Raw genomic sequence first — 22,440 nt, 5'->3', positions numbered from 1 at the left:
GCTTATCCCTCCAGTACCAACTTCGTTCCCACACGCTGATCTTCTTCGTCGATATTCAGTTTCAGCAATCGAATCAACGCTCCCAAGTCACCGTCAGCTTTGATCACAATCGTTGTTCCTTGTGATCCGGATTCTTCTCTTATGATCTGACGGATCAGATCTTCCGGTGCTTCCAAGTTTCGCCCACGGGTCTGATCGCCCAGCATGGCCATAAATGGCTTGTTAGGTGGCAATACCGCGCCCTGAGCCAGCTTCGGAATCCATTTGAATTGAGTCACGTCAAAACCCGTAATATGTCCTAGGTTCATGCCAAAATGGGAACCACCGACGAAAGGTACCCAATCCGGAATGTCCACCGATATGCTATTGATTGCGTCAATTACAGCATTAATTCCGGTAACAATACCGTCAATGACCCCCTGAACGATGTCTAAAATACCGTTCCAGATACCGGCAAAGATCTGTTGTACGCCAATCCAAGCTTGTTCCCAATTCCCTGTGAAAATGCCAGTAATAAAGTTGATAATGCCTTCAAGCACTAAAGTTATATCATCAATAATATTGCTGACACTCCCCAGAAAGCCTTCGAGCAAACCTTTTAAGAAAGCAATCGCAAGCTGAACTCCAATCTTCACCAATTCTAAAACCGGTTGAATAAACTCGAACCAAAGGCGAGAAACCTGTTCTCCAAAACCAATGAGCGCTTCGGTGATTCCTATACCATTTTCATCAAACCACGCAGACAGTTCCTGCAAAGCCTCGGTTAGCCAGCCCATAACTTCTACGATCGTTCCGCCAGTCCAGGAGGCAATCGGGCCGAGCAAATTATCCCAGAGCCATTCTGCCACCGGTCGGGTTGTTTCGCATACACTATTAAACAAATCTAAAGCTGCAGACAGCAAATCAAAAAACGCAGGCAACCCATCCTCAATCACAAAGCTGGACAGCGGAAGAATGATCTCATCCCAGAACCATTCAAAGGATTCCATGAGTTTACTGAACAGAGGTTCAATGGATTCCAGTAAGCCTGCCAAACTGGAAACCAACGGAATGAAGTTAATCGACTCTGACCATTCCACCGTAGATTCCACAATGTGTTCCAAACACTCGAACATTCGCTCCAGCATATTGGACAGAGAAGTTACAATCCGCTGACCGTTACCCGCGTAGTCCCAGGCTTTCTTCCACGCTTTCCCGATATTGGTCACAATCTTTACAACCCCATCCCACAGCTTCTTTAAGCGCTCAACAATCGCCGTGAGCTGTTTCCCCAGATCAATTTCTTTTAGATAGGTGTCCGTTGGATCTGATCCAGATCCTGAACTTTTGTTTAAAACTTCCGAGCTATCAAATGAGGCGAGCTTGCTGCCAGAGGATCCACCATCCTTCTTTTTCTTTGCCAGTTTGGCGTTTGCTTTTGAGATCAGGTTAATGCCAGTCAAGGCTTTAATGATTGCAAAAGCATAATTCAATACTGTGGCAAATCCGCTGATCAATCCATTGATAATCGGTTCAAAAGCGCTGCCTAAGCCAGCCCAGATGGCGTCTATCGTATTTTTCAGTTTTTCGTTATCGTCAGTCACAGAAGACACGATTTTTCTGACTGCACTGTAGGCCATTCGTACCCCTAGTACACCAAGGCTTAGTTTTGCGATCCGCTTAATCCCTCTTTTTAAAGAGTTGTTATGCTTCTCTGCAGCCTTCTGTGTTTCCTTTGTTTGCTGTGCTACTTCAGCTTGTTTTGCAGCTTGGCTGCGCAGTTTCTGATCCTTCTGATCCAGCTTCGTCAATTCGTTATCGAGTGAATTGCTCATGGCATTCTCTCGCTGTAGAGCCCCTTCCAGCTCTATATTTTTGTTACTGATCTTAGATGCCGCTTCTGCCTGCAGCTGATCTTCCTGCTGCAGTTTACTGTTGATCTGATCAAGCTTTTCAATCTGCTTCTGGTATTCCTTAGTTCCTTCCAGACGAGCTTGATTTGCTTGCCGCATCGCCTCATTTGCAGCGTCTTGAGCAGCACGATCACGATCTTCAACACTTGCAGACGCCGGCAATGCATTCATTGCTGCTTGCGCTGCACGATCACTCTGGTCAATAGCTTTCGGATCATTCAGAGTTTGCTTCATTGCTTCTTCGCTCATTTTGCGAGCACTTTTTTCTGCTTCTTCATAAGCTTCCTGCAGCTTCTTCACTCTGGCTGCAGACTTCTCGATTGCGGCGTTCTGTTCATCAATCTCTTTCCCGATTTTGACCGATTCGGCATCCTTTGCTAATTCCTTTAGTTGTCGTTCGATCTCTTTCCGGTCCCTTGCGATCCCATCCGTCTTCAACCGGGTATTGATGCGGATGGAATTTACCGTTTCTGCCATTTACTCACCTCCGTCTAAGAGGGTATCTCCATCATCCAATCTGTTTTCTGAGGACAAAAAAAGCGCATCAAACTTATCGAGCGCTTTCTGATCTTCCGCTGTCATTTTTACAGGCAAAGCTAACTGTGTTTTTGCTTTTGCCATTCTTTCTCTAGCCTTGCCCTTGTAATCTTTCAGATCACAGGTTCTGATCTCTCGAACACGATTCAACACGCAATCCCCAGATAAGCCATCCAGCAGTGTGATAAAGTGCCACCAGTGCATGGATTCCACGCTTGATAGGTCAATCTTATAGTCAGAAGCAAACGACGCGATGATGTAATTCTCATCAGCTTTCAAATCCATATCTTTCTGTGTTCCTGCGGCCTCGTCTTTGGCTTTTCCGCAGCTCAGATATTTTAGCAACAGCTCCATAACTTTATTCAGATCCACTTTAGGGATATCATTTAGCAGCAGATAAATCACAGCCAGCGATCGCTCAACGTCGTCAATGTCTGGATCCTCAATCACTTCAAAACATTTAAGCGCGGTTCGATAATCCGTATCCAGCTCCAAGCGCTGGCCGTCTACTTCGATGTACTTTGGATATTCCATCAGGACAACACATCATTTTGCTTCTTCTGATATTTCTTTTTCAGACGTTCTTTGATTGTTTCCGTATTCAGCTGCATTGCTTCAAAGTGCGGCTCAAACTGCTCAAATAGATCGTCGTACATATCCATGTAATTAGCATCACCAAACAGCTTCTGCATCGCGCCAGGGCAGCCAAAGAAATCATCCATAATCTGACGATTGTGCTCAAACATCTCTTTGTAGGTGCTGAGAATCTGACGTTCCACTGTGCCAAAGAGAGTTCCATTTTCTTTGACATTTTTCTGATTTTCAAGGGCTTTGATCTTTCCGATCGCGACTTGCTTGTTCTTTTCTACCTCCTGAAAGGCTTTGTTGCATTTAAAAGGCAATCCAATATCAGCCAAGTCGAAGACAATCTCTGTCCCGTCATCGCAAATATTGATCCGATAAAGATCTTCCTGTTTTCTTGAAATTCGTACTTGATTCATTTGATTTTCCTTTCTCGATCACACATAAAAAGCACGATACATTGACCGTGCTTATGTTTATTTATTCGACAATTAAATCTGGATTATACTTATCACATAACCGACTAGCATAATCAATAATGTCCGAACTAGCAGCTTCTGGATGTCTGTTCAGATATTGCAGCATGGCGGTAGATGCGTCCGGACCTTTGCACATCAGACTTACACCGAAAATGAAATCAAATTCATTGCAAATTTTTTTTAAATTTTTTACAAGAATAATCTCAGAATCAGTCATATCCTTTTCTTCAATCATCAGAATTCATTTCCTCCATAATGTGTTTTATACGCTTTTCATTACCGCTAATCTTTAACTTCTTAAAAACATTGTAGTTGTTAAATCCCAGGTTGTCAAACATATAAAAATAATCGCCTACGCATTTTCCCAAAACTGGACGGCTCTCATTTTTTCCATAATACGTGTTTATTTCACTTACTAGCACTGCATACTCTATTTTTGGTAATTTTAATTGCTTGTGCTTACTTCTTCGAATTATCTCATTGAACTTCCCACTTTCATACATTGCATCTTCAAGACTTTGTCCATTCTTAATAAAAATCCGGCGACCCCCAACCGTCCGCCAAATACCATCATCCATATCAATTTAAAGGCATAGGGTTTTCTCCTATGCCTCTGTAAATGTTACATTGCCATTTGTGATTGTTGCTGTGCCTTGGATTGGGTCACCATCATAGAGCATCGTATACTCAATCACGACATTTCCCTCGCCGCCGAAAGAATCGATCTGAATCAGAACATCCTGTTTTTCAGCGTAATACTTTCCAGTTTCTTCTTCATAGATATTTACATTCAGCAACTGTGCCCGGCAGTCTTCACCCGTCGCTCGTGTCTTCCGAATGTTATCCACAAACTCAAAAATCGGATCGCCTTTAAAGGCTGTCATGCTGATCGGCGTATTTGGGGCGTAAGAATCAATACTGTTTGACGCATTGTCGTCACCGATATACTTTTCCGTGGTCACCTCTGGATTAAATGATGTCGTCAATTCAGTGATGCCTTTGTTCATTCTTGACCACGCCGGTGCAGCTGTTGTACCGGTGTTTAAGAAATGAGCTAATTTTACTCGTTTGATCTTATCCATACTCTCTCCTATTCTATTTCATAGAGCAGCCGACACTGAATTTGGTACCGGCCGTATTTCATATCTTGCGTAATTCCAAAAAGATAACCATTGCTGGTTACCTCAATCTTTGTCGCTTGTCTTCCTTCGCCTAGATCCGGCAGGTGATCCAGATCGCTCTGTTCTTCCAGCCAATCCGCGAACTCTTCAAAAAAGCTGCTGTTTTCTACATTCATTGCCGCTTCGTCGGAATACGGGAACTTTATGGCTACAGCAAAAGCGTACTGCCTTTCTCCTCCGCCTCCGATATAGTTACTGACAATCGGATTCACGGGCAGGGGTTCGATGGATACTGACTTTCCTTTTTCCTGCAGAAAATCGATTTTCACCCGACTTCCCAAGTTTAAAAGCATAGGACATTCAGATAAGTAGGTTCGAATCGCTTTAATTATCGTCATAGATTTGCATTCCTTTCAATAAATAAGCGGGTTGATTCCAGGATCTGATCGCCTTCCGTTTCCCACATCCGCTCTGTCCAAAAAGGTCCGCGCAGGGGTGCTCCCTGGTATTGCATATCCCGATCGGTGAGAACCTTCTGCGTGTTGGGTCTTGACCAGTGTAGACCTTCCTGCGCGTCAAAAAAGGATCCCTTACCGGTAATGGGATCCACCATTAGCTTGCCGAACCAGTGATATCTGGCATAAGGTGTTGTATAGAGAATCGCACTGTAATCCGGCTCAGGATGAACGCTGTTCTTCAAAACACCAGTGCGAAAAGGCACATACTTATCTGATAGCCGGATGATCTCAGAAGTAAAAAACTTTTGAGCTTTTCCGCCTTGTTCCAGATTTAATCCCCGCAGCAAAGCCTCCGTTCCAGCCAGATGGATATCAATGTCAAAATAAATCTGTGCCATCAGTCAGCTCCCCTTCACGGTGATCCCGTCAAGTTCGCTGCCAACATCGTGTTCCGATACTGACTCTGCGGTGATCCACTCTTTGACGTCTTCCAGTTCAGCTTTACTTCGGACCGTTTTCCATTCACTCTTTACAATCAGGTCACCTGGCTGGACGTCAGCGTCAAGAAAAGGGATGATCACCGTCACCGCGGCATCCTGATCCACCCCTTTATTCGATTTTGTCCGCGACCGGGATCCATACCAGTAAACACCGTGGATCACCGTCCGCGAATAACTGTCATCGTCTTGATGCCGATAAACAGTTATTGTGTGAGGAAACATCGGTCATCACCTCAGTTCTGTTTCTGTGTTTCTTTCTTGGGTTCTTTGACCTCGGTATATCCGAGATCTTTTAAATATCGGTCCTTCAGTTTATCATTGATCACAATGACTTTATTGTTCTTTTCTACTTTCACAATTTGCCTCCATATTCCACAGTTCCAATTCCTGCATACAACATGCCAGTCATTCCCAACCAAGTCTGAATCATTCTTTCCTGCTCCTCATTACGATCTTGCTTTGACTGCAGCTGATAGCTCTGTGAGTGATCCCCCACGGTTTCTGCGGTGATTCGTTTTCCCGAAGCCGTTGCTTCTGCTGCTTCTTTACAAAGCAGATCACAAAGAGCGCAAGCGCACATCACAAGTTCGTCCAGACTTTGGTACTGCGGTAAGTCAGACCGCCCGAAGGTACGCTTGCGGATAGCCTGACTTGCCTGAACGCAATACCGATCAAAGCTTTCTTCATCCTTGATGAAAGTGCCTAGAAAGTTTGTGACGTAATCGCTGAATGTCGCATAGCTTTTCAGCATAGGATCAGCCGATCAGCTTGACAGCCATTGTCTCGTCCAGCGTCTTGATGCCGTACAGAATATCCAGCGAAATGGTATCCGTTTTAGTCGTGATATCATATCCATAGACGACGCGGACGCCCAAACCATTGTGTGAAACGATCGCCGCATTTTTATTGCCCAGCGGCAGAGCCAGAGGCCGGCTAACCATCGCGATCGCATTGCGGTGGAACGCCAACGAGTGAACTTTATTCACGATGTAGGCATCTGCAGCCGTATATTCTTTCAGTAACGGCATGTCAACCGATAAAGACTCAATTGCGCCAGCGGCTGCTGTCTTATCCTCGGTCGCGCGATACATGCGGCCGTCTAAAATAAATCCGTCGCCCTTTTTGATCGTTGCGGTCGCTGCGGTAATCCCAGACAAAGACACAGTCTTTGCATCTTTAGAGCCTGTGACTTTCAGCGCAGTCGCTGAACCCGGTGTTTCTGCCATTGAATATGGTGCGTTCTGATCCATGTAGGTGTCCAGCGTGTAGATTCTGCCCAGCTCCGCATTCCGCAACGTTTCACCAGTGCCGGCATATGCGACTTTAGACAGGTTATCAGTTAAGGCATAGCGGTACTTGTGTTCCGGATTTAAGACCAAGCGACGCTGCTGCATCGGCACTTTGTTGATGTCCAGCTTTTTACTGATCATTGCGATGTCTTCCAAATTTGTCGGTTTCGTTGTGCCTTGAACAACATTCTTGATGTTAGCCACTTCATTCAGCAGGTCTTCATCCACGGACTGTGCGATGGCAGACATGGCAGGAGTGATCAGCTGCTCGCTGAAATTCTTGATGTCCAATGTCATCTGTGTCGAGGTCACGGCAAAGGTCACGTCACGGTGACGATCCAGTTTTACTGGTACCCCATCTTCGACGGCATCCTGCACGATGACTGCGCCAGTGAAGTTGTGAGAAACGAATTTTGCCGGCTTCCGCGCGGTGACAGTATCGCCTACTTTTACAAATTCGTCGGAATAGTCACGGTGAACAAGGTTCGCCATAACCAGGTTGTTTTCCAGCACCATCAACGCTTCCCGCGCGATGATCTGAGGTGTTAAAAATGTATTTGGCATGCAAATAGCCCTCCTTTAAAGTTTGCTTCGATACGCAATGTACTCTTCCATCGTCATTTCTTCCGGATTTTTACCAGCCGGCGGTGTCGTACCATTCGGCAGTCCGCCGTCCCCGGAGCCTGATCCGCTGCCAAGGATGTCCTTATACTCATTGGTAAGCGATTCATACTGATCATCCAGACCGCCGGTGATCTTTCCGTCGTTGTCCACGATGATCTTATCCAGATCCACTTTGGCCATCAGTAGATCTGCCGCTTTGCCTAATCCTGCGAATTTGCGGAAAACCGCACTGTTCTTTGTGTTTGCTAATTTAAGAGCTTTGGTATCGTTGTCGTATTGGGTCTGCAAGGCCGTCAGCTTCGTCTGCAGGTCCGCACTTCCGCTGATCTGTCCTTCCAGTTCGGTGATTCTTTCGAGATTCACAGTAGTCTGAGCGCCGAACTCAGCCATGATGGTATCCACGGTGTCGTCTTCTAACTCTAACCCTTTCAAAAATTCCCGAAAGCTTTTCTTTTTCTTCGCCATGTTCTTCCTCCTTCGCTTGGTGTCGCGGTCGCGTCCGCGTGTGATCAAACTGGTTACCCGATCCTATCGTTGTCGGGACACGAGAAAAGGACAGTTTTTTGTCATGTCCAGGACATAGAAAACATGATGCGCAATCATGTAATCATCATAAAACATTGCCTTTTTACTGCTTTTTGCTAAACTATAAATGAATAGGTTGAGGTTGTCTGCCCCTCATTGGCGGAGAGTCTCAACCTATTCTTTTTTGTCATGGCATAGAAAAAGCACGATACATTGACCGTGCTTAATTCATCAAATATTGTATCTTCTCTTTATACTTTTCAACTCTTGCATAATCCTTGCTTGTTGGATCCAGAATCCTTGAAATATCAGAATTATGCGTCATATCAGCAATTTTAACTTTTCTTGCCAATTCGTTATTTTTTATCTTCCTAAGGTATTCATCATAGGAAACTCCAGGTTGCTTCGTAATGCAATCGATTGCCTCTAAAATTTTACTACTGAAACCGTATTTTTTTAGATCTTCGAGAGTTACATCCGTATCTTCAATTACGTCATGAAGCAAAGCCACAATCTTTTCTTCATCTGATTCACACATAGATGCTACGGTCAGAGGATGATTGATATAATCTCGTCCGCCTTTATCCTTTTGACCTTTATGCGCCTCTGTTGCAACCTTCAAGGCAAGCTCAAGCATCATGCTCATGCATAAACCTCTCAATAATCTGATTCGCCTCTTCTTCGGTGCAGTCATCGACAAACATTTCACCTATATTTATTCGCGCCAAATCGTTATCCTTAATCCAGTCTTTTTTCTGATGGTCCCATCTCTCAAAAAAACCTCCATCGACTCTTCTGATTAAGATTCTGGTAGTATTGATATCATCAAGAGCGTTTTCGTACATGTATTTTATCACTACAATCACCCTTTCTTTAATTTATCAAAACTTTTAATATCTGAAACATTTGTCGGAACTTTAATCATCCTGTTGTTTGATAGCATTTGTTCTTCTAGCTCCTTAAATCTTTGTCTAGAGACGTTAGAACTTCTTTGCTCCTCATATAGAGAATGATTCAATTCCTGCTTAACTTGGAAACTTTGCGGTGTGTGAAACTGCAGCTCAAACCTATATCCTTTAGGATTTTCAACCACGGTATTAATGCCCCAATAGCTTGCGGATTCTTTCCCCATGGTATTCTTGACCCTAAGTATATTATAGCCTTTTTCTCTGAGTTTCTCAACAATCCTTTGATATCCCGGAACTAGAGAATCGCTGTTAAATAAAGAAGTGTAACGAACTACATCATAAAGATAATTCAGTGTCTCTTCTTTGGATAACCCTGTAAGTTTCATGTCGGATAAAACTTTACGTTCAAGACTTTCTTTCGTCTTTAAACGGAATTCCAGACCGGTTAGTTCTCCACCACTTTCTTCAACAATTTCTGACAAGTCAGCAGTGATAGTAGGCTCCATAGCTCTCGCCGTCTCATATCCCTGTTCTAATGCCGATGATGATTTATCTTTCTTGGCAAATTTGCCGCTTTCAATCATGGCTTCAGATAAGCTCTGGCCATTCTTAATAAAAATCCGGCGACCCCCAACTGTCCGCCAGACTCCTTCTGCTTCATCGTATTTCTTCATGATGCGATTTGCTCCCTTTCAAATTCCCGCTGCAGATTGTGTTCATCACAGAACTCGATGAGTTGCTTCTGCTTTTCTTTCACTTTCAAAGTTGCTTTTTTAAAGCCTTCCAGATCATTGCACTGTTCTGCAGCTGCACGGCGCCGCTTGTATTGCCGGATGGTTCGCTCCATCGCTCGCTGCTGATCCAGCAGTTCCCGACGTTCTCGATTCTCCTGCAGATCAATTTGCGCTTGTCCAGGCTTAGAAATCCCTGGCCAAAAAAGGAAAGCACGATGTCGACAATTCACACCCGCGAAGCCTTGAATATCTCCGTAACCCGTTGTTTCCGCAAAGTTCGGATACTCCTCACTGTTTCCTTCAATTAGGTAAACCTTTCCCTGCCAGCCTGCATGATTGGCGATTGGGTTCGTATCACTTACCCTGGCTCCAAGATGACTGGAAATCTCTAAAACGTTGACACCGTTATCCTCTGCGGCTGCCAGAACTGCCCGGTTTGCCGTCTGATGGACTGCCGTCAGCGTATCCCTACGCACTGCAGCTTCAATCGAGTAATGAATGATCTTTTCTTCACCTGTAAGCGGATTTATTCGCTTATAGGTAGCTCCGTAGATTCCCTTATCCGCCATTTTCTGGATTGATCGGCTGATCGACTGACTATAGCTGTAAACGCCGCTGGCGGTCTCTAAATAAGCCGTATTGAGGATGGTCATGTAGGATTGCCGGACGCTCTCCTGGGCTGCCGTCTGAATCATCTTAAAACTCTCTTTAAGCTCCTGATAACTGTGTTCAAAAGTCGCAGCCATTGCCGGACTTTGCATCATCGTTTCTAGATCAATCCCCGCTTTGTTTAGTGTTCTTTTGTCGAAGTTCGCAAAGGAAGCTTCTTTGAGCATTTTCCGGATCGCTTTTTCTGATCGTGTTGAATACTGAGCGATGATCTTCATCGTTTCCCGGTTTAAAGATCCCAACTCATCCAGTTTTTTCAGATGCCATTCCAAAGACCCGCCGATCTTTTCGTAGGTGTCAAACCGTCGAGCGATATCAATGATCAGATCCAGCTCCATGTCCTGATAGATCGCGAGGATCTCGCGATTCAGGTAGTTGATTTCCTCATCCGTCAGCATGGTTTATTCCTCGGGTCCCGGTTCTTCCTCAACTTCCGGCTTCCGTGCTTCAATTTCCTGCACAAATTTCTCCGCAGCGGACTGATCCATATTGCGTGTTAGTTTAAAATACTCGACTGCATCAATCAATCCGGCATTGAATTCGAGCAGCGCCTGCCGCTTCTTCTCTGCTGTATCCTCAATGATGGAGTCATCAAAGTTGACAGACACGTCAGCGGTATATGGCTTTCCCGTAAGCAGATAAAGGACCGATTGCGCTAAACCGATCAACGCCGGTTCAAGCTGCAGCTCATGCTTTTTAAGACGTCGGTACATCTTGGAATTGGTACTGATGACTTGGGCCTCGTTGGTATAGACCTTACCATCTCGAAAAACATAGTGATCCGCACCGAAGCCAACCTTATCACCAAAAAGGTTCAGCGCCGTCTGCAGCCCGCGGTCATGCTCCTCAACTCGCAGCTTTGAATCGGTTTCCTGAATCGGTTTAGCCTCTTTATCTTCCATCGGAATGGCATAGAAAACAGTGTCCTTTGTATCAAAGGCTGGGCGAGGTTTGCCGTCAGGTCCGATATTGACCTGGACTGTATCCCCTCGTACGAAAATCCGTTTTCTACCCAGGACAAATTCATTTTCATAGCTGTCATACTTCGTATCAACATCTTTCATTTCATCCACAGCATTGGCGTAGACGGACAGACCCATCGCTTCATCCAATTCAATGTTGTTGACCAAGTTCGGTTTCACAATCCAGAACAATTTTACTGGACTCTTTACAATTGGTTTTACACCACCCGGAAGATTCTTCACTGAATACTGTCCTGACTTCTCGCTGAACACGATATTCTCGATACGATATGATCCGTCCGGCTGGCGGGTATGCAGTGAGATGTAATACTCATCCTGATTCAGCTGACTGGCAAAAGCACAGTCCACAATCTCGCCATTTTCGATCTTAAGTGGTCGGATCATTAAACCGTTGATGTAATTGATCGTTACTGGTCGATCGGTCCGAGACGGAGAGGCATAAGCGACAAAAGCGCCGGTACCCAACGCAAACGCCAACTCGATCAGCTGATTAGCACGATCGCGAAAATTGTTCGCTTCTAAGATCGTATTCAATTCTTCTTGTGCCCCTGTCATGATTTCAACCTTTTCATTCAGCAGCAGATCCGCCCAGTCTTCTGCGGATCGCTTGGCCATGCCCAATGTCAGCTTCTCACAGTCCACATTCTCAAAACCGTTGTAAACCGTGTAATTGTGGAATGAATCGACCTTCCCCCGGTACCACTCATGCCATTCCTTCATTAGCTGTCGATGCTTTCCAGACATGGCAACCGGGTATCCTAATTTTTCTAAAAAACCGTCAATGACATCGTTTGTCATGAGTTCAATCCTCCTCTGTAATCATCGGCAGCATCTGCCGGATATACTGCCAAACTCCCATTACGAAATAGCGCAGCGCGTCCTGACAGTGATCGTTGGTCTTAATTGGCTTCTCGACACCTCTATCAACACTGTCCATATCCCACATATACAGATACATCTCATCATTGAGGTACCGTTGCTCAGTGCAAATAAAAAGCCGCAGATAACTCAGCAGCTTCTTTACTCGGTCAATGCCTAGGTTCACGGTATTGTCCGGATTTTTGATCACAACTTCTGGGCATACTCGTTTTATTTCCTCTGCCAATCCTTTCGCCGAGGGATCGATAAAAACGAAGGTTATCGGCTTTCCCAGCTTATCCTCAATCTTCGCCTTGAAGTCTTTGAAATCTTTCGCATACTCGCTGGGGCTGCGCTGCTGCCCAGAATCCCGACCAGAGTGATAATACTCGCCCAATCCCCGAACACAGCGATCAACATAGTCCAATCCAAAAGCCTGAAAGGTTGTGGCATTCATTTGGCCGTAGTCCACGCCAATCCCCGAAATTGTAATGTGCTGCAGCTGCGTTGCCGTTGCATCCGCGACGTGCTTATCCGGATTAAACATGTAGTAAATAACATCATCCAGACCTGTACATTCTCCTAGCCACAGCCAGCGGTACATCTTCTCATCATTCTTTAGTAATTCGAGTGCGGAGTCGATCAGCTTCTGACCGAGCCATTTTACCGGCACATCTCGGTAATCAGTATGAATGTGGATTGCATCGCTGCGCTGCTTCATCTTATCCAGCCAGACCATCACTGGTGCTTTCTGATTCTTCGGCGGATTGAAGTAATACTCCATGCAAAACTCATCATCATTGCCTCGCACAAAGGTAGCTTCAATATTCATCAGTTCATCTTCGCCTTCTCCCTTATCGAAGAATTCCGTCACTTCATCCACCTCGACCAGCTTGATCGGCTTTTCTTCATCGATCATACCCTTGGTATCATCGATCGAATCAGATCCAGTAAAGTAAATCGTATTACCATTAGGCAGATATTTGATCTCCATAGGACTGGCTGTGATCTTAAAATCGGATTTATCCAATTCCAACCGCCGGATCGCCCGCAGGACTTCTTTGTAAACTGTCTTACGCAACTTGTTGTGAAACTTGCGGATGATGACTACAGCGCAGTCACCGTCGGATACAATCTTATAAACCGCCCGCAAGGCGCCACGGCTCGACTTCGTACCGGCACGTCCTGATGTAAAAATCTTGTGAACATAGCTCGTGTCGTTGAAGGTGGAATAATACTTAGGGATGATGACATTACTCAGCTTGACGATCTTCTGATTCGACTTGGTCGAGGTCATTGACGATCACCACCTTGCTGCCGGATTTACTATTCTCAGGATCTTCTTGAATCTTTTTAACCTGTGCCTTAATAAGCTGAATGCGCTGCTCCCGTTCTTCTTTTGCTTGCTCACTTTTTGACAGCTCATCATAAGTTTTGAGTAAACCGCGAAGTTCTGAAAATGCACGGGATAGGGCTTTGATCTCTGTAGCCTGTTTGTCCCACGCGTATTGAATATCATAGGCAGTTGATTCAGCTCCTTCAACAACAACTTCTCTTGTCATTGCCTTATGATCTTCGACATACATAATCTGCTGAGCTTTGATAATCTTTGAGTACCAAAACTCAATCGCTTCCATCAGCAATTCCATTTTATCCTTCTTTTTAACGTCTTCCATGATCTCTCTGATGTCTGGCTGCACATATCTTGCAAAGAGGCCATGCTTTCTTGCATTTTGATTTCCTGGCGGTCCCGTTGCATTGTGATTGCCAGGCTGTCCGCCTCGTTTTTTCCGAACGTTCGCTTGATTTTTATCCGAACGCTCGTTATCCCACTTGTGCGTACATTTCCAGCGCCGAACTGTACCTTCAGGGAGTTCTAGTTGACTTGCAATCTCAACCAGCTTCATGCCCTGCAGATACAGTTCCTTCGCTATCTCTATACGTGGATCGGGTTTCTTCGGCACATCGTGGCACCTCCTTTCATTTTTTTATGTCAATGCGTCATTGTGTAAATTAAAACCCCGCAAGGCGTTACGCAGGGCTGTGAGTTTGCAGGCTATGTGTCAAGGGGGAAAGGGAGATTAAACAAGAGGTTTTTTATATGCCTGCCGCATCCAGCCAGGAAGGAGAAAAACCGGCTGAAAGCCAAAGAAAAAGCAACCTTTTAGTGAGGCTGCTCAAAATATTAAATTGACAGGGCGGACGGATTTCAACCGTCGCCTCAGATATAACTCCATTAATACGCTCACGATTAGCATTGCTTAGTCTGTCTCGCAGCATTAATGCTTTTATTTAGTTATACTCTGCGTTCTCACTCGTAAACTACGACCCCTTATAATAATCCCATACATAATTAACCAGGTCAACAATTCTTGTGCTGATCCCAGATACCCACTGGCATCTTACACGCGTATAGTACCACAAAAGTCAACGGCCCGCGGTCCTTTTTTTACAAATTGTGTCGATTCTATTTCTGACACCCGATCTTGTTAAATTAACTCTTGGAGCCACCTCTTGCTGTGTCATCTCATCCTCGTACACTAACCTGATGATCTGCCGGTCATCCTGGCTTAAACTGTCAAGCCAAGCGTCCAGTCCTAAAGCAGACCTTGCAGCTCTTAACTGCTTTAACTGTGCTTCAAGGGCAGTCTTTTGCACGCAGAGCTGCTGACCTGGTGGGTGCTTGTTGTCTGTGCCTTTTATGCCTAGCTCTTTAGCTGCCTGCTCAGGCCAGTCTTGATGCCAAAACATCGCACCATTGATCCGCTCAAGCTGTAGCCAAACTTTATGGATATCTCTTGAGTATGATCCGTACACTCGCAGCTTATCTTTTGTCCGTTTGATCCTCTCATCCACCGCTATCCCTCCAGTCGTCTACTCTGTCCCTTGTGGATCTCGCAGGAGCTGCTGATCATCCTCATCAGCTGGCTGCATCATAAACGCCATCAGCTTATCAGGATTAGAGCAGATACCTAATAAAGCACATTCCTCACAGTCGTTATGCGCATTTAGGACACACGGATTTTCTCGGCTAAACTGCTTACACAAGGCCGCGGCATACTTATCCAGGTTGCGCATCACCGATCATCTCCCATCCGATCCAACAACAACACAATCACCACAAATGCGACGGCGAGCAGCGCGGGGATCATTTTGACCCCCTAAGCGCCGCCATACGTTTAACGGCTTGATGATATGTGCTAAGATCCTGCTTACCGTGGATCCATCCTTTGGCATCCCGGATCCTGCCACCAGCCATCTTGATCAACCGCGTCCGCTCTTGCTTAGTTAACCCGTCCCATCCAGCCTTGGTCAGCTGGATTTTGTAGTTTTCGTGGAAGTTCTGCACCTCCAAGACAAAGTAAGTCTCCTGCATAGTCACTCCTCCAATCTCTCCACACGCGCCTTGACCGCATCAATCAGGGCTTGTTGGTTTGCATCCTTAGTCTGCAGCCGTCGCAGGATGTCCTCATCAACGGTACCTTTGCAAATAATGTGATAGATCCGTACAGACTGCTGCTGGCCCTGCCGATGCAGCCGGGCATTAGCCTGCTGGTAGATCTCCAAGTCCCATGTAAGGCCGAACCAGATAACGATATGGCCGCCATCCTGCAGGTTGAGCCCGTGCCCCATACTCGCTGGATGAGCAAGCAGCAATTGGATCTTGCCAGCATTCCAATCCGCGATATCGTCAGCGTTTTTTATCATTCGCGGCTCATAAGCTGCAAAGCGATCTATCAACCTCTGAAAATCATGCTTGAAGTTGTAGAATACCATAACCGACTGGCCATTAGCCTCCTCGATCAGCTGCTCCAACTCATCCAGCTTGCAATCGTGGATCGGCTGCCAGCTGTGATCTTCCAAGTAAACTGCACCGTTACTGAACTGCGTCAGCTTGCCCGCCAAGACGCCCGCATTGGCCGCTAAGAGCGGATTATCACCATCCATGAGTTCAAGGTATTTTTCACGTTCAAAGCGCCTGTAGGCGGCCATCACGGACGTCGGCAGCTGGATCTCTCGGGTCAGATCGATACGATCTGGCAGCTGCAGCCAGTCAGCGGCCGTCATACTCATGCAGACGTCGCTGATCCGATCATAGATTTGCCGCTCAGCGCCGTCGATAGGGATGTAGTCATAGACGACGTAACCGTTGCGCCGACCTGGGACAAAGTATCGCTGCTGATAAGCCCTCATCGTTTTGCCTAATCGCTCGCCGCGATCGATCAGGTAAAGTTCTGACCACAGATCCATCAGATTCCGCGGCGCCGGCGTACCAGTTAAGCCGACAAAGCGCTTAAACAACGGCGACAGCTTTTTTAGGGCTTTGAATCTTTGCGATTTTGGATTCTTGAAGCTGCTCAGCTCATCCACGACCACCATGTCAAACGGCCATTGATTACCGAATATCTGGATCAGCCAGACAACGTTATCCCGGTTGATGATGTAAAGGTCTGCCGGAGTGCTGAGTGCTTCCAATCGTCGTTTTGCGGAGCCAAGCACTTTGCTTATACGCAGATGCTGCAGATGATCCCACTTACTGGACTCCCGACTCCACGTATCCTCAGCTACTCGTAGCGGCGCGATGACCAAGACGCGGCCTTTGGTAACCTCGAAATAGTCGTATATCAGTTTATCGATTACTGTCAGTGTGATCACCGTCTTACCCAGCCCCATGTCCAAAAACAAGCCACACCGGGGATGATCTAATGCGTACTGCTCGGCGATGGCCTGATATTGATGTGGCTTATATCTCATCAGGAAGCTCCCGTCTTTTCAAACATTCGATTAGCTGGTCGATCTCTTCTTTGTTTTTGAGGACATAGGTTTTCATCTCCTGCTGCTTCAATTCCTGAATTCGCCACTTCTGCGTGTCACTCAGCCGGCCACCTTTAGGTCGTTTAAGCTCTACGAAGCAGATCTGACCTTTCAGTATTACCATCCTGTCCGGCATGCCCGACGCATCCGGACAAGTGAGTTTTCTTGCGATCCCGCCTAAACTTTTCACCCGCTTGACTAAATACTCTTCAACCTGCCTTTCAGGTGTAGCATGTGGCTTACTGTTTCTTCTGGCGATGTCCGTCGCCATGCTCATCATCCTCCTTTTTGCCAAAAGGTAACAGGTAACACGCGCGCACGCGCGTAGGTATATGCGTATTAGGTGTACCCAGGTGTATATGTGTACTCCTAATTATCATATATATCTACATAGGATAATAATTGTTACCTTTGTTACCTTTTACTGTTTTACCCTTTTGTATAAGTCTTTTTTTCGGTAACAGTTAGGGGTAACAGCCATTAAAATTCTGTTACTTTTGTTACCTTTACGCGGTAACAGATTTAATAATTGTTACCTTGATTACCCAGTTTGTTACCCCTCGCTTTTAACTCTCGTGAATCCTCTTTGGGGTCCATATAGTTTGCCGAACTTAACCAATTTACCGATGGGTTGCCACCCCTGAACACCTCTCAGGATATCGTTGATTTCACGCGATTGAGAATTGGTCAGCCCTTTAAGATCACCATCGAACAGCTCACACCAGATCTCTAACGCACAGACACGCTGACGCAGTACCTTGCCTTCTCCGGGACTCGTAAACTCATCGCCCTTTAAGAAATTACGTCGCTGGTATAGATCCATTTGCGCCCAGTTTTCAGGAAGCAACTTCTCCAAATATTCCTCAATCAACCCAGTCTTGGCATTAGACTCTGTGTGTTCTTGCTGCCTTTTCAGCGCTTCTTTTTCTATATCTCCACTCAGGTATAGCTCTTCTTTTTGTCGATACCGGTGCTTAGCTTCCGCCCATATTTGCGCAACCTCATCTCGATCGAGGTCATCAAATACACTCTTTGACCGCGGATACTTGCCCACCTCAATGACCCAGAATCTGCGGTTACCAGTACGATCTCGTAGGAACTCGGTGTCATTAGTTGTCCCGAAGAATACGCACTGCCGGGGATAACTGACTGTCCTCTTAGCATAGGCCATCCGGTAGGTATCCTCCTGCTTGCTAATAAACTGCTTTACCGCCTCAACATCGGCTTTACGTGTTGCTGTTAGCTCGGACATCTCCAGCAGCCAAACGCCCTGCAATGCCTCGTAAGCCTCTTTGCCGCTGACCGTGGTAATCGTGTCACTGTACCACGGATCACCCATCTTTTTGATCAGAGTTGATTTACCGATGCCCTGGATCCCGTTTAGGGTAGCCATGTAATCAAACTTACAGCCTGGCTGATAGATCCGTGCCACCGCTGCGGTAAACGCCTTGCGCGTAACTTGGCGGATGTACTCACAGTCCTCAGCGCCCAGATAATCAATAAACAGTGTATCCAGTCGCGGGATACCATCCCACTCCAATGGATCAAGATAATCTCGGACTGGATGGAATTTATTGGCCTCATGGACTAATGCTAGCGCATCCGCGCATTTACCGGCGCCAGTGATCTTATAGACGGTCTCGATGTAATGCCGCAGCCCGGCGTCGTCTGTATCCGTCCAGGACTTGCTGTCACGTTCTTTTGTCCAGGGTAAGGAGCCAGACACCTCTGGCCGATGGTTAAACTCGTTATAGCCACCCAGATTGGCTAATAGCTTATCTTTACGCATGATCCTTAAAAAGTTATCACTGGTCGGCAGGATATTGCCTTTACGGTCAACATCCAACTCCTTGACCCAGTCCTTATCCTCTGAATCCAGATCAGCGATATCCGCAAAGTCAATGGCAGCCTCCGCCAGGCGATCCTCCTGCAGTGTCTTGCGCGTCTCAGGATCTGCAGCGGCGAAGTCTGTCATCGCCACATAAGATGGTAACTTATTGGCTGGCGTGTCCACCTTAGCGTCATCGTCCAACTCGCCAAACTTGTGGATCCTTACCAGGTCAAACGCATTGCACAGCTTGCCTGATGCCGGATCTGTACCGTGATTGCTGTAGGCAAACTTGTCATCATACAACACCAGCCCCGCTGCCGTAGACCCACCGGCATAGGTGTACCGATTGGGGATGCTGCATGGCAAGTAGACATCATTTAAAAATGTCTCAATAGCCGCATCTATGCTGTATGTGCGGCAAAAGGCACCTATCAATCCCTCCTTAGTCAGAGGATCTCCTTGGCGCTTGGCCTGCTTGTGGACGATCTCCGTGACTCTGGACGACTGCGGCCAAAAGCTCACGTCGTACCAGTCTGGATAATTGGCTAAGACGGCATCAGGATCCAAATAAGGACCATCCTGCTGGTTAAAGATAAACTCTCCATCCTTGCTGGTGCTTGGCCAGTACATCAGTCGGCTTGCCTGATAGGTCGTATCATCAAACTGATCGATGCCAAGCTCCTTGGCCACCCAACGAGCGATCGCCTCGTACTCCTCGGCGCTGACCTCCCGGGCCAGCGGGATGATCAGCCGAACTCGTGGTGACTCAGGCTTATGCTTATGCGTCGAGTAGATGCAGCAGGCATAGTCATTAAGCAGTGTCAGATCATCCCAAAAGCTCGGCAGCGCGTTATCCACGTCAAGAGTAAGGACAGTGCGACAGATTACGGTATCGCTCTTACGCTGCCCCTGTGCGAGCCATCCGCCGACAAACCCGCCGACGTCTTTGATCTCGTCTTGACCAGGCTTTTTGAGCTTGGCGTACTCCGCCATCGTCTCCCGTGTGCGATAAGTCTCTGACAATTTGGCACAGAGGCCACTCCAGCTGATCTCGATATTTTTCCACTTTTTTGCTTTTCGGCTTGCGCCGGTTGCTATTTTCAACATCGCGGATCACTTCTCCCTCGCCCCATGAGGTAATGATTTTTAGAAAAATATGCTCCCTTCAATTCTAAGTTTGACTTGATATATTCATCGAATTCTGGCCAGCGGCTTGGCGCATCGAATGGGTCTATAACTTCAAATACCTGACATATAATCTGTCTTACTGCATTTGCATGGTCGCCGAATTCGCAGGCAACATATTCTCCAGTTTTTTTGTCATGAACATAAGATCCTGAGCTCCTAATTAAGGCTTTTTTGTATTCAACATCTTTGATTTCTATATCTCTACTTTCAAACTTATTCATCTGCCAGACTGCCCATAATTCTAAAATTTCTGGTGTAAGGTTTACTTCGCCGCTCGAGATAGATAGTTCTTCCTCAAAATATTTATCAAGGCTGGACTTCAATTGTTCGCTGTCCATTTCTTGAATCAAATTCCACAGCGGGTAGATATAAACAGACTTATATATCTGATCTTTACCTTCCTTGGTCCTTTTTTCATACTGGCGCGTCAGGTAAAAATTAAGTAACCAACCAAGGTCTACACCAAAATGTAGCATCTCTTTGCTCTTCACTTTTTATCCCTCCTCAATCCTTTAAGTAGTAATCTGACGTATATCCTGCAGCTGTCAGGTAGAGATCAGGCGCCCAGGCAAGCTGCGATCCCATCAACTTGCGGATCACAGCCAGGTGCTGATCGGCGTCTTGCTTAGGTACCTCGACGATCAATTCATCGTGGATATGAAAACAAATCTCGTACCCGGCAGCTGCCACTTTGAGCATGGCCTCCGCCAGACAGTCCCGCGCGATCGCCTGGACAATGTTTTCGACCAATTTACCACCGTATGTATCTTTAACACCCCAAACACGCTTGCCTTGCTCCATGCCCTGATACTGGATCTTACCCTCATCAGTCACACGCGGCTGCAGGTAAGTGAGCCGGCGACCGGAAGGCAGTTGGATAAACAGGTATCCTTTTTCAAACTTAAAGTGGACACCGTGGTGCAGATTAAACTCAGAACGATTTTTCAAACAGACCCGTACTCTGTCATCCACGTCATGCCAAAGCCGCACAATATGAGGATTGGCTTTGCGCCAGGCTTTGACCAGCTTAGGCAAATCCTCCTCAGGTACACCCATCTTGAGAGCGCCCATTGCGATCAGCGCACCAGTACCACCTTGATAGCCAAGCGCTAAAGTAGATACCTTGCCACGCTGCCGTAATGGCTTGTCAATCTGATTAATCGGGATCCCAAACATCTTAGAGGCCGTCTGCTTATAGATGTCACCATCATGCTTAAATACCTCGCAGACCCAGTCCTCCCCCGCCAACCAAGCGATCACCCTCGCCTCGATTGCGCTGTAATCCGCGATCGCAAAGGTATAACCCTCTTTGGCGGTAAAGGTTGTACGGACAAGTTGAGAAAAAATGTCAGACATGGAAGGGTAGAGCATCTCCAGCGTGTCAAAGTCTTTACGCTTAACCAAAGTACGAATGGCATCGATCTCTGGTAAATAGTTTTTAGTCAGATTCTGCACTTGTACCAACCTGCCGGCCCATCTGCCGGTACGGTTAGCACCGTAATACTGCAGCGTGCCATGGATTCGTCCATCAGCAGCTGTGGCGTCTTTTAACATTTGATACTTTTTGACGGATGCCTTGCCAGTCTCTAAACGATTGCTGATCACGGTACGCACAGGATCCAGGATCTCAGTCTCCAGCAATGCCTCCAGAGTCTCCTTACGGATATCCGGGATATCGACTCCCTGCGCTTGGATCCAGGACAGCAGCTGATCTCGACTGTTGGCATTGGCAAGACCGGTGATCTCCGCCGATTGATCTAGCAAATCAGAGGCGTGAGCGTCGTTATACTCCAGCACGGCATCAACCAGATCCATATCGATCCGGATCCCACGATCATTGATCCGCTGATCCTCACGATAAATAAGCAGCTCATTTTGTAGTGGCGGGAACTGCTCTAGGTATTTGCCGATCGCACGCTCCGTCTCTACGTCTTGCTTGCAATACTTACGAAACAAATCCCATTTATCCATGTCGTGACAGGGGTAGTTGCGAGTCCGCTCTCCATTAGCCTTAGTCGGCTTGCATGGCTTACTAAAATAGTTGATCAGCAGCGTGCCAGCTTTGTCCTTTTGCTGCTCTAGCTTAAGCAACGCAGCGACATCGCCCAGGCGGCCAGGCAGACCCAGCTGGGCGGCGTGAGCCATCGTACACCACCACTGCTTTACATCGAGCTGCATGCCCAGGTACTTACCGATGCACACTCGCTCAAATTGTGCGTTATACGCTTTTTTGAGAACTGTCTTATCCGTTAGAGCCTGCAAGACCTCCGCCGGCAACTCCTCACCGCATGCCAGATCGATCAGCTCGACAGGGCCATCATCGAACGCATAAGCGAACAATAATATTTGAAAATCAGGGGCGTCTACATATCTGTAAACGCCCAGTTTGATGTCAATACTGCTGTAGGTCTCAATGTCGATAGACAGCTGACGCATGGTGATCACCT

The 22,440-nt window shown here is 46.6% G+C and carries 26 protein-coding genes; all 26 read right to left on the bottom strand.

The genetic code is table 11. From position 1 onward, the window contains the following. Window positions 1-2: 2 nt before the first annotated feature. Window positions 3-2,369, bottom strand: a complete 2,367-nt coding sequence (locus MCG46_RS04970; protein ID WP_240278200.1) for a phage tail protein — start codon at window positions 2,367-2,369, stop codon at window positions 3-5. Continuing rightward, window positions 2,370-2,963 (bottom strand): Gp15 family bacteriophage protein, encoded by a 594-nt coding sequence (locus MCG46_RS04965; protein WP_240278199.1) that lies wholly within the window; start codon window positions 2,961-2,963, stop codon window positions 2,370-2,372. It abuts the gene before it with no gap. Continuing rightward, the gene (locus MCG46_RS04960; RefSeq protein WP_240278197.1) at window positions 2,963-3,430 is read right to left on the bottom strand and encodes a hypothetical protein; all 468 of its coding nucleotides are present in this window, start codon (window positions 3,428-3,430) and stop codon (window positions 2,963-2,965) included. Before MCG46_RS04960 ends, MCG46_RS04965 begins: the two co-directional genes overlap by 1 nt. Before the next feature lie 61 nt (window positions 3,431-3,491). Continuing rightward, window positions 3,492-3,725 (bottom strand): hypothetical protein, encoded by a 234-nt coding sequence (locus tag MCG46_RS04955; protein WP_240278195.1) that lies wholly within the window; start codon window positions 3,723-3,725, stop codon window positions 3,492-3,494. A 370-nt stretch (window positions 3,726-4,095) separates the two neighbouring features. Next, window positions 4,096-4,572, bottom strand: a complete 477-nt coding sequence (locus MCG46_RS04950) for a phage tail tube protein (RefSeq protein WP_240278193.1) — start codon at window positions 4,570-4,572, stop codon at window positions 4,096-4,098. Between the two features lie 8 nt (window positions 4,573-4,580). Beyond that, window positions 4,581-5,009, bottom strand: coding sequence for a hypothetical protein (locus MCG46_RS04945; protein WP_240278190.1), 429 nt, complete (start codon window positions 5,007-5,009; stop codon window positions 4,581-4,583). Continuing rightward, window positions 5,006-5,467 carry a minor capsid protein gene (locus tag MCG46_RS04940; RefSeq protein ID WP_240278189.1) on the bottom strand — a complete coding sequence of 154 codons (462 nt, stop codon included), beginning with the start codon at window positions 5,465-5,467 and terminating at the stop codon, window positions 5,006-5,008. The genes MCG46_RS04945 and MCG46_RS04940 overlap by 4 nt, the downstream gene beginning before the upstream one ends. Window positions 5,468-5,470: 3 nt before the next feature. Then, window positions 5,471-5,791, bottom strand: a complete 321-nt coding sequence (locus tag MCG46_RS04935; RefSeq protein ID WP_240278184.1) for a DUF6751 family protein — start codon at window positions 5,789-5,791, stop codon at window positions 5,471-5,473. Between the two features lie 11 nt (window positions 5,792-5,802). Continuing rightward, on the bottom strand, window positions 5,803-5,925 hold the full coding sequence (locus tag MCG46_RS19430) for a hypothetical protein (protein WP_275890952.1): 123 nt from the start codon (window positions 5,923-5,925) through the stop codon (window positions 5,803-5,805). Then, window positions 5,922-6,320 (bottom strand): hypothetical protein, encoded by a 399-nt coding sequence (locus MCG46_RS04930; RefSeq protein ID WP_240278182.1) that lies wholly within the window; start codon window positions 6,318-6,320, stop codon window positions 5,922-5,924. The genes MCG46_RS19430 and MCG46_RS04930 overlap by 4 nt, the downstream gene beginning before the upstream one ends. Window positions 6,321-6,324: 4 nt before the next feature. Further along, a complete protein-coding gene (locus MCG46_RS04925; protein ID WP_240278180.1) occupies window positions 6,325-7,422 on the bottom strand; it encodes a P22 phage major capsid protein family protein in 1,098 nt (365 codons plus the stop codon). 15 nt (window positions 7,423-7,437) lie between these two features. Then, window positions 7,438-7,947: a phage scaffolding protein gene (locus tag MCG46_RS04920; RefSeq protein ID WP_240278178.1), complete on the bottom strand. Its 510-nt coding sequence runs from the start codon at window positions 7,945-7,947 to the stop codon at window positions 7,438-7,440. A 283-nt stretch (window positions 7,948-8,230) separates the two neighbouring features. Continuing rightward, window positions 8,231-8,653, bottom strand: coding sequence for an HD domain-containing protein (locus tag MCG46_RS04915; protein ID WP_240278175.1), 423 nt, complete (start codon window positions 8,651-8,653; stop codon window positions 8,231-8,233). Window positions 8,654-8,869: 216 nt separating this feature from the next. Further along, on the bottom strand, window positions 8,870-9,589 hold the full coding sequence (locus MCG46_RS04910) for a hypothetical protein (RefSeq protein ID WP_240278174.1): 720 nt from the start codon (window positions 9,587-9,589) through the stop codon (window positions 8,870-8,872). Next, window positions 9,586-10,716: a phage minor capsid protein gene (locus tag MCG46_RS04905; protein ID WP_240278172.1), complete on the bottom strand. Its 1,131-nt coding sequence runs from the start codon at window positions 10,714-10,716 to the stop codon at window positions 9,586-9,588. The genes MCG46_RS04910 and MCG46_RS04905 overlap by 4 nt, the downstream gene beginning before the upstream one ends. Before the next feature lie 3 nt (window positions 10,717-10,719). Further along, entirely contained in the window at window positions 10,720-12,099 is a 1,380-nt protein-coding gene (locus tag MCG46_RS04900) for a phage portal protein (RefSeq protein WP_240278170.1), read from the bottom strand. Between the two features lie 4 nt (window positions 12,100-12,103). Then, window positions 12,104-13,456 (bottom strand): PBSX family phage terminase large subunit, encoded by a 1,353-nt coding sequence (locus tag MCG46_RS04895; protein WP_240278169.1) that lies wholly within the window; start codon window positions 13,454-13,456, stop codon window positions 12,104-12,106. Further along, the gene (gene terS / locus MCG46_RS04890; protein WP_240278168.1) at window positions 13,413-14,123 is read right to left on the bottom strand and encodes a phage terminase small subunit; all 711 of its coding nucleotides are present in this window, start codon (window positions 14,121-14,123) and stop codon (window positions 13,413-13,415) included. The genes MCG46_RS04895 and terS overlap by 44 nt, the downstream gene beginning before the upstream one ends. Before the next feature lie 463 nt (window positions 14,124-14,586). After that, window positions 14,587-15,015, bottom strand: coding sequence for a sigma factor-like helix-turn-helix DNA-binding protein (locus MCG46_RS04885; RefSeq protein ID WP_240278167.1), 429 nt, complete (start codon window positions 15,013-15,015; stop codon window positions 14,587-14,589). An 18-nt stretch (window positions 15,016-15,033) separates the two neighbouring features. Then, complete coding sequence (locus MCG46_RS04880; RefSeq protein ID WP_240278166.1) at window positions 15,034-15,237, bottom strand: hypothetical protein; 204 nt, start codon at window positions 15,235-15,237, stop codon at window positions 15,034-15,036. Window positions 15,238-15,307: 70 nt separating this feature from the next. Continuing rightward, on the bottom strand, window positions 15,308-15,535 hold the full coding sequence (locus MCG46_RS04875; RefSeq protein WP_240278165.1) for a hypothetical protein: 228 nt from the start codon (window positions 15,533-15,535) through the stop codon (window positions 15,308-15,310). A 2-nt stretch (window positions 15,536-15,537) separates the two neighbouring features. Continuing rightward, on the bottom strand, window positions 15,538-16,914 hold the full coding sequence (locus MCG46_RS04870; protein ID WP_240278164.1) for a DEAD/DEAH box helicase: 1,377 nt from the start codon (window positions 16,912-16,914) through the stop codon (window positions 15,538-15,540). Beyond that, the gene (locus tag MCG46_RS04865) at window positions 16,904-17,245 is read right to left on the bottom strand and encodes a VRR-NUC domain-containing protein (RefSeq protein ID WP_240278162.1); all 342 of its coding nucleotides are present in this window, start codon (window positions 17,243-17,245) and stop codon (window positions 16,904-16,906) included. The genes MCG46_RS04870 and MCG46_RS04865 overlap by 11 nt, the downstream gene beginning before the upstream one ends. A gap of 282 nt (window positions 17,246-17,527) precedes the next feature. Then, complete coding sequence (locus MCG46_RS04860) at window positions 17,528-19,912, bottom strand: virulence-associated E family protein (protein ID WP_240278160.1); 2,385 nt, start codon at window positions 19,910-19,912, stop codon at window positions 17,528-17,530. After that, a complete protein-coding gene (locus MCG46_RS04855; protein ID WP_240278158.1) occupies window positions 19,906-20,484 on the bottom strand; it encodes a hypothetical protein in 579 nt (192 codons plus the stop codon). The genes MCG46_RS04860 and MCG46_RS04855 overlap by 7 nt, the downstream gene beginning before the upstream one ends. 13 nt (window positions 20,485-20,497) lie before the next feature. Beyond that, window positions 20,498-22,429, bottom strand: a complete 1,932-nt coding sequence (locus MCG46_RS04850) for a DNA polymerase (RefSeq protein ID WP_240278156.1) — start codon at window positions 22,427-22,429, stop codon at window positions 20,498-20,500. Between the last annotated feature and the right edge of the window lie 11 nt (window positions 22,430-22,440).

The sequence above is a fragment of the Holdemania massiliensis genome (genome assembly GCF_022440805.1).
Lineage (GTDB): Bacteria > Bacillota_I > Bacilli_A > Erysipelotrichales > Erysipelotrichaceae > Holdemania > Holdemania massiliensis_A.
This window is presented reverse-complemented; position numbering and strand designations above follow the sequence as displayed.